General features: G+C 64.3%; 6 protein-coding genes. 3 read left to right on the plus strand and 3 right to left on the minus strand.

The features are described from left to right. Window positions 1-749: 749 nt before the first annotated feature. Complete coding sequence (locus AC1VXC_RS15555; RefSeq protein ID WP_481539915.1) at window positions 750-2,354, plus strand: OpgD/OpgG family glucan biosynthesis protein; 1,605 nt, start codon at window positions 750-752, stop codon at window positions 2,352-2,354. A 56-nt stretch (window positions 2,355-2,410) separates the two neighbouring features. On the opposite strand, the gene AC1VXC_RS15560 is transcribed toward AC1VXC_RS15555, so the two are convergent. Together AC1VXC_RS15560 and AC1VXC_RS15565 are read right to left on the minus strand one after the other, a co-directional pair. Beyond that, a complete protein-coding gene (locus tag AC1VXC_RS15560; protein ID WP_313172807.1) occupies window positions 2,411-3,124 on the minus strand; it encodes an SEL1-like repeat protein in 714 nt (237 codons plus the stop codon). 57 nt (window positions 3,125-3,181) lie between these two features. Further along, window positions 3,182-3,802 (minus strand): thymidine kinase, encoded by a 621-nt coding sequence (locus tag AC1VXC_RS15565; RefSeq protein WP_313172806.1) that lies wholly within the window; start codon window positions 3,800-3,802, stop codon window positions 3,182-3,184. 139 nt (window positions 3,803-3,941) lie between these two features. Here AC1VXC_RS15565 and AC1VXC_RS15570 point away from each other — a divergent pair, with 139 nt between their 5' ends. Beyond that, entirely contained in the window at window positions 3,942-5,924 is a 1,983-nt protein-coding gene (locus AC1VXC_RS15570; RefSeq protein ID WP_481539916.1) for a UvrD-helicase domain-containing protein, read from the plus strand. A 468-nt stretch (window positions 5,925-6,392) separates the two neighbouring features. Beyond that, window positions 6,393-6,911: a GNAT family N-acetyltransferase gene (locus AC1VXC_RS15575; RefSeq protein WP_313495769.1), complete on the plus strand. Its 519-nt coding sequence runs from the start codon at window positions 6,393-6,395 to the stop codon at window positions 6,909-6,911. A gap of 115 nt (window positions 6,912-7,026) precedes the next feature. Here the strand turns inward: AC1VXC_RS15575 and AC1VXC_RS15580 are convergent, their stop codons facing one another. Beyond that, the gene (locus AC1VXC_RS15580) at window positions 7,027-7,692 is read right to left on the minus strand and encodes a YceH family protein (protein WP_313495770.1); all 666 of its coding nucleotides are present in this window, start codon (window positions 7,690-7,692) and stop codon (window positions 7,027-7,029) included. Window positions 7,693-7,884: the final 192 nt, after the last annotated feature.

The raw sequence follows: 7,884 nt of genomic DNA on the forward strand, positions 1-7,884 counted from the left end.
ACTGTAGTGGCGAGCCATGCCCGGCAGGAGCATTCCCGGTAAAGTCTCTGCCGAGCATGGCTCGGCACTACCTGCATCTGCTCCCTCCCTTTGCCGCAGGCAAGGGGAGGGAGGGTGCTGTTCGCGCGGTGATGTAGCGTTGGTTTCGGGCGGCTGCACTGCTGCTGGTGGTTGACTGGGAAGGCCCCTGCCGAGCATGGCTCGGCACTACCTGCATCTGCTCCCTCCCTTTGCCGCAGGCAAGGGGAGGGAGGGGTGCTGTTCGCGCGGTGATGCAGCGTTGGTTTCGGGCGGCTGCACTGCTGCTGGTGGTTGACCGGGAAGGCCCCTGCCGAGCATGGCTCGGCACTACCTGCATTTGCTCCCTCCCTTTGCCGCAGGCAAGGGGAGGGTTGGGGAGGGGTGCTGTTAGCGCGGTGATGCAGCGTTGGTTTCTGGGGCCTGCACTGCTGTTGGTGGTTGACCGGGAAGGCCCCTGCCGAGCATGGCTCGGCACTACCTGCATCAGCTCCCTCCCTTTGCCGCAGGCAAGGGGAGGGTTGGGGAGGGGTGCTGTTCGCGCGGTGACGCAGCGTTGGTTTCTGGGGCCTGCATTGCTGTTGGTGGTTGACCGGGAAGGCCCCTGCCGAGCATGGCTCGGCACTAAAGGTCAGGTTGGCTGAAGCGGATGTTCATCCGCTGAGCGTCCTGGGCTGTCGATTCACGTAATTGCGCCTACCATGCTGCGGTCCCCTATCGGCCTGCCTTTCATGCAACGACGCGACTTCCTGCGCAACGCCGCTGCCGCCCTGGCGGCCTTCGGTCTCCCCGCTTTCAGCGCCTGCGCGGCCGGGAAGCCGGCACAGCTGGGCCTGCGCCGTCTGGGCCAGCCGCAGCCTTTCGATTTCGCCACGCTCAAGGGCCAGGCCCGCGCGCTGGCACAGGCACCCTACAAGAGCCACAAACGCACCCTGCCGGGCGCGCTGGAGAAGCTGGACTGGGACCAGTACCAGTCCATCAGTTATCGGCAGGACCATGCGCTGTGGGCGGACCAGCCCGGCAAGTTCCAGGCCAAGTTCTTCCACCTCGGCCTGTACTTCCATTCGCCAGTGCGCATGTTCGACGTGGTCGATGGCAAGGCGCAGGAACTGGCCTATGACGGTGCGGCTTTCAACTACGGCAAGAGCGGCATCCACGATGGCGAGTTGCCGGCTGACCTGGGCTTTGCCGGCTTCCGCCTCAATACCCGCAGCGATACCGACCGCGACTTCGCCGCCTTCCTTGGCGCCAGCTATTTCCGCGCGGTGGGCAAGGAGGGCCAGTACGGGCAGTCGGCGCGTGGCCTGGCGATCGATACAGGCATGGGCCGCCCGGAGGAGTTCCCGGACTTCATCGCCTACTACCTGGAACAGCCAGCCGCGGATTCGGACACCATCGTCGTTTATGGCCTGCTGGATTCACCCAGTGTGGCCGGCGCCTATCGCTTCGCCATCACCAATGGTGACGTGCTGCTGATGGATATAGACAGTGCGTTGTACCCGCGCAAGGAAATCGAACGGCTCGGCATCGCGCCGTGCACCAGCATGTACCAGGTCGGCGAGAACGACCGTCGCATGGATTGGGATTGGCGCCCGGAGATCCACGACACCGACGGCTTGTCGATGTGGAACGGCGCCGGTGAGTGGATCTGGCGGCCGCTGTGCAACCCGGCCAACCTGCGCTTCAACATGTTCGTGGACAACAGCCCACGCGGCTTTGGCCTGCTGCAGCGTGACCGCAACTTCGACCATTACCAGGACGACGGCGTGTTCTACGAGAAGCGCCCCTGCCTGTGGATCGAACCCAAGGGGCAATGGGGCGAGGGCTCGGTGCAGCTGGTGGAGATCCCCACCGTTGATGAAACCTTCGACAACATCGTTGCCTTCTGGAACCCCAAGGCCAAGCCGCAGCCGGGCCAGGAGTTGCTGGTGGGCTATCGCCTGTACTGGGGCGCCGAGCCGCCGGCGCGCCCGCCGCTCGCCCACTGCGTGGCCAGCCGCACCGGCCTGGGCGGCATCATCGGCAAGAAGCGTGAGTATTTCTCGTGGCGCTTCGCGGTGGATTTCGAAGGCGGCGAACTCGCCAGCCTGATCGACAAGGCCGAAGTGGAAGCCGTGGTGGAAACCAGCCGTGGCCGCGTGGAAGTGGTATCGGCGCGGCCGCTGCGCGAGATCAAGGGCTACCGCGCGATGTTCGACCTGGTGCCGCCAGACGGCAGCACCGATCAGATTGATGTGCGGCTATACCTGCGCAGCGGTGGCAAGACGTTGACCGAAACCTGGTTGTACCAGTACACGCCGCCGGCAGCCGGTGCGCCGGAGCGGACGTTGTATTGATTGCAAGCGAGGCTGCGTTGACACCGGGGCGGTTTTGATCCCGCCCCGGGTCGAAATCAAGGTTTGTCGGTGGCTGCGGGAATGCTCATCGCGGGCTTGCCCACTTCCACCGTGCCACGGCGGATCTTCATCCAGGTTGCGTCCTGCCACTTCTGGTAGAGATCGGGATCCCAGTATTTCTTGTCATACATCCGGTCAGCCTTGATGGTGCGCTCCATCCCGCCGTCGTTGTAGACGATATCGACATTGTTCGACATAGAGCCGGTACGGCTGCCTGTCATTGCGCGCAGGCCGCGTGTCAGGACCGCCGCGATGCGCGGTTTGGCCACTGCATCACCATACTCGGCGGCGAGCTGTCGGGCTTGGGCACGTGCTGCATCCTGTTGTTCCAGCGGAAGCGCTGCCCAATACTGGTCCCTCAGCTCGACGAACAAGGGGTATCCGCGTTCGGCAGCGACATCCATCCATGCAAACGCCATGACCCGATCTGCAGGACGTTCCACGCCGAACCAGTACATTTCGGCCAGGTAGCCCTGCGCCGGCTTATCCGCATAGCGCGCGGAAAGCCGGAAGTTTTCCATCGCGCTATCCACTTCACCGCGATGCAGTGCGTTTACCCCCCACTGCCGGTACATCATGTCCGGATGACCATCCAGGAATCCGGCGTTGAGCAAGGGCCCGTCTTCCTGTGGCGGTGTTTCGGCGGCGACAGCGGGCAGACACAGTGGCAACAGCAGGATGATCAATAAATAGCGGAACATGGTGGGCATCATTCTTCCTTGGAGATGGTCGCAGCCTAGGGGGCACAGGGGCTAATGTAAATTGGCCTACAACGGCAACGGCGCCTGCATCGGATCAATCCGCCCCTCACCGCGGGTGATTTTCTTGAACTCGGCGCGGCTCACCGACACATAGCGGTCGTTGCCGCCGATCTCCACCTGCGGGCCGTCGTGCACGGCGAAGCCGTTTTCGTCCACGCGCACGGTCATCGTCGCCTTCTTGCCGCTGTGGCAGATGGTCTTGATCTCCTGCATCTCGTCGGCCCAGGCCAGCAGGTATTGGCTGCCCTCGAACAGCTCGCCACGGAAGTCGGTGCGCAGGCCGTAGCACAGCACCGGGATGCGCAGCTGGTCGACCACCTCGGACAGCTGCCACACTTGCGACTTGCTCAGGAACTGCGCCTCGTCCACCAGCACGCAACCGAGCTTGCCGTGGGCGGCAATGTCCTGCTTTATGAGCGCCTCCAGGTCAGTATCACGCTCGAAAGTGGTGGCTTCGGCCTGCAGACCGATCCGCGAGGCGACCACGCCGGTGCCGGCGCGGTGGTCCAGGTGCGGGGTGAGCAGGGCGACCCGCATGCCGCGCTCGCGGTAGTTGTGCGCGGACTGCAGCAGGGTGGTGGTCTTGCCGGCGTTCATCGCCGAATAGTAGAAATAGAGCTTGGCCATTGAATCAGGAACCAGGGGATAGGGACCAGGAACCAGTGAAAGCAACATCGGATCCCGAGGGGTGACAGAATACCCCGGTGTCGGCATCGCGCCCCCCGTCCGGTCTCGTTTCTCACTTCCATTCACTCGTTTCTAGATGCTGGATTCCCTCAATCCCCCCCAACGCGCGGCGGCTGTGCACGCCGAAGGTCCTCTGCTGGTGCTGGCTGGTGCCGGCAGCGGCAAGACGCGTGTGATCGTCGAGAAAATCGCCCATCTGATCGGCATTGGCCGCTACAGCGCCCGCCGCATCGCCGCGATCACCTTCACCAACAAGTCGGCCAAGGAAATGCGCGAGCGTGTGGCCAAACGCCTGCGCGCCGAGGACGCGGCCGAAGTCACCATCTGCACCTTCCATGCCCTGGGCCTGAAGTTCCTGCAGATCGAACATGAACAGGTGGGGCTGAAGCGCAACTTCTCCATCTTCGATGCCGACGACGCCGGCGCGCAGATCAAGGATCTGCTGGGCGGCAGCAATGCCAAGCCCGACGACATCGAGGACATGAAGAACCTGATCTCGCGGGCCAAGAACTCGGGGCTGTCGCCCGAGCAGGCAATGGCGGCGGCGCGCAGCAACCGCGAGAAGGACGCGGCGATGGTCTACGAGCTGTACCAGACCCGCCTGACCTCGTTCAATGCGGTGGATTTCGATGACCTGATCCGCCTGCCGGTGCAGGTGCTGGAAGAACACCCCGATATCGCCCTGGCCTGGCGCGAGCGCATCGGCTACCTGCTGGTCGACGAATGCCAGGACACCAACGACGCCCAATACCGCCTGCTGAAGCAGCTGGCCGGGCCCGCCGGCAACTTCACCTGCGTGGGCGATGACGACCAGTCGATCTATGCCTGGCGTGGCGCCAATCCCGAGAACCTGCAGCAGATGGGCGTGGATTACCCCAAGCTGCAGATCATCAAGCTGGAACAGAATTACCGCTGCTCCAACCGCGTGCTGCGCGCGGCCAATGCGCTGATCGCGCACAACCCGCACGAGCATCTGAAAACGTTGTGGTCCGATCAGGCCGATGGCGAGCGCATCCGCGTGTGGGAGTGCCGCAACAGCGAACACGAAGCGGAAAAGGTGGCGGCGGAAATCCATTTCCTGGCGACCAGCCGCAAGATTCCGTGGAGTGATTTCTGCATCCTGTTCCGCGGCAACTTCCAGTCGCGTCCGCTGGAAAAAGCGATGCAGCTGGTCGGTGTGCCGTATCACCTCAACGGTGGCACGGTGTTCCTGGAACGCCAGGAAGTGAAAGACACGCTGGCCTGGTTGCGCTTGATCGTGAATCCGGACGACGACACCGCCTTCATGCGTGCGGTGCAGTCGCCCAAGCGTGATGTGGGTGCCAGCACGCTGGCCAAGCTGGCCGAGCTGGCCTCGGAAAAAGACATCCCGATGGCGCAGGCGGCCGAGAGCATGGGCGCATTGGCCCAGCTCACCCCGCGTGCGGCAAACAGCCTGAGCAAGTTCACCGACATCCTGCGCGCATTGCGCCTGGACATGCGGCAGATGAGCTCGGGTGATCTGGTGCGCCGCGTGGCCAAGGATTCGGGTTTGCTTGCCGAGTTGCGCCATGCGGCCAAGGACACCGCCGGTTACGAGCGGCGCGCCAACAATCTGGAAGAACTGGCCTCGTGGTTCGAGAGCGGCCCGCGTGGTGCCAGTGCCGCCGACATGGCCGCGCAGCTGGCGCTGATCTCGCGCAACGACAAGGATGACGGCGGCAACCAGGTGCGGATGATGACGCTGCATGCGTCCAAGGGCCTGGAGTTTCCGTATGTGTTCATCGTTGGCTGCGAGGACGGCGTGCTGCCGCACCAGGTCAGCCTGGACGAGGGCAATCTGCAGGAAGAGCGGCGGCTGCTGTACGTGGGCATCACCCGCGCCAAGATCCAGTTGTGGATGAGCTTCAGCCGGTTGACCCGCAAGTTTGGCGAGCACATTCGGCTTAAGCCGAGCCGGTTCTTTGATGAGATTCCGGCCGGCGAAATCCAGCGCGATGGTGCCGACCCGGTAGCCGATGCCGCGCACAAGCAGGAACGTGCCAAGGCAGGCCTGGCAGCGATCCAGGCGCTGTTTGATTGATGCTTGTCTCCTCCCTTTTGGCGCAGCCAAGGGGGAGGCCGGGAGGTGGTAGCTTTGGCCCCGGTCTTGCGCTTTGATTGGGCTCAGCGCAAACAGCCCCTAAGCCCTTTCCGAGCAAAAGGGGCGCTGGTAGTGCCGAGCCATGCTCGGCAGAGGCTCTACCAGCAAAAACCAGAAGCACCCCTCCCCAACCCTCCCCTCTGCTGCGCAGAAGGGAGGGGGCACGGCTTTGCTCCTCCCCTTTGGCGCAGCCAAGGGAGAGGTCGGGAGGGGGTAGCTTTTGGCCTCGGTCTTGCGCTTTGATTGGGCTCAGCGCAAACAGCCCCTCAGCCCTTCCTGAGCAAAAAAGGGGCGCTGGTAGTGCCGAGCCATGCTCGGCAGGGGCTCTACCAGCAAAAACCAAAAGCACCCCTCCCCAACCCTCCCCTCTGCTACGCAGAAGGGAGGAGGCCAAAGCCGAGCACCTATATGTCCTTGATCCAAACCGAACGCCTGCAACTGCGGCTGCTGCGCGACGACGACGGCGATGCTGCCGGCATGTTGCAGCTGCTCAACGAGCCCGGTTTCCACGAGTTCATCGGTGATCGCGGCGTGCGCACGCTGGAGCAGGCGCGCGACTACGTGCGCAATCACACCTTTGGCAGTTATGCCGCGAACGGCTTCGGCATGTATGCGATTGAACGCCGCAGCGATGGTGCCTGGTTGGGCAATGCCGGATTGGTGCGGCGCGATGGCCTGCCCTGCGCGGACGTCGGCTACGCCTTGCTGGGCGCGTACACCGGCCAGGGCTATGCGCTGGAAGCGGTGCAAGGCGTGCTGGCTTATGCGCGCGGCGCGCTAGGCCTGGGCGAACTGCGTGCGGTGGTCTCGCCGGGCAACGCCCGTTCGGTGGCGCTGCTGGAAAAGGCCGGCTTCCGCGATGACGGCACCGTGGTGCTGCCCGGCAAGGATGAACAACTGCTGCTGTTCGTCAATACGCCCGCCTGAGCCCGTAGCCCGGGTAAGCGCAGCGCACCCGGGGAGCTGGGATATCAGCGATCTACGGTTTTCCGGCAACGGCCCCGGGTGCGCTGCGCTTACCCGGGCTACGGCCAGCGTCGGCTCAGCCGCCCAGTTGCTGCTGCAATGCGGCCAGTTGCTCCTGTAACGCGGCGACGGTGGCTTCCAACTGTTCCACGCGCGCTTCCAGTGCGCTGTTGCCGGCAGCGGCAGCAGCGCCAGCCGGTGCCCGGTACTGCGCGGCCAAGGCCTCCACATCCACCGCACCACACAGCAGGTGCATGTAGCGGTCTTCGCGCTGCCCGGCGGCACGCGGCAGCTGCACGACCAGGCCGCGTTGCTGCATGCGCTCCAGTTGGTGACGCAGGTCGGCGGGGTCGGCGAACTTGGCCATGCGCTCGCTGCGGATGGCCAGCTCACCGGCGGTCTGCGGGCCGCGCAGCAGCAACAGGCCGAGCAGGGCCACCTGCTGGCGCGGCAGGTCCAGCTTGAGGCCGGTTAGGTGCTCGTAGCGCTCGGCGCGCGAGGAGAAATGCTGGCGGGCCAGGCCCATGGCTTCCAGTTGGCGCAGCGCGTACTGCACCTTGCCGGCTTCCAGGTTCATCACCGGCTCGCGTGCGGTCTTCTGGTTGGCGGCCACCTGGGCGGCGTTGACCGTGAGCGGGTAGGTGTCCGGGGTGGTGGCCTCCTTCTCGATCAGGCAGCCCAGCACGCGTGCCTGATCGGCATCGAGAACGGGCAAATCGGGGGTCTGGCTGGCGTCGGTCACGGTCCGGGCTCCGGTCTTGCTAGGGGGGCGCAAGCATAGCTGAGAGCTGAAACCGGAGCTAAAACCGGGGTCAGAGTGTGGGTTATGCCAGCAAACCCACGGTGGCCCCGGTTGTATGCACCGGTTTTTACCAGCAAGGGGGGCGAAGAGGGGGGGCGGGGAAGTTGGGTGGGTTTATCATTTCCAGGTGGG

It is taken from the genome of Stenotrophomonas sp. STEN033 (assembly GCF_056856655.1).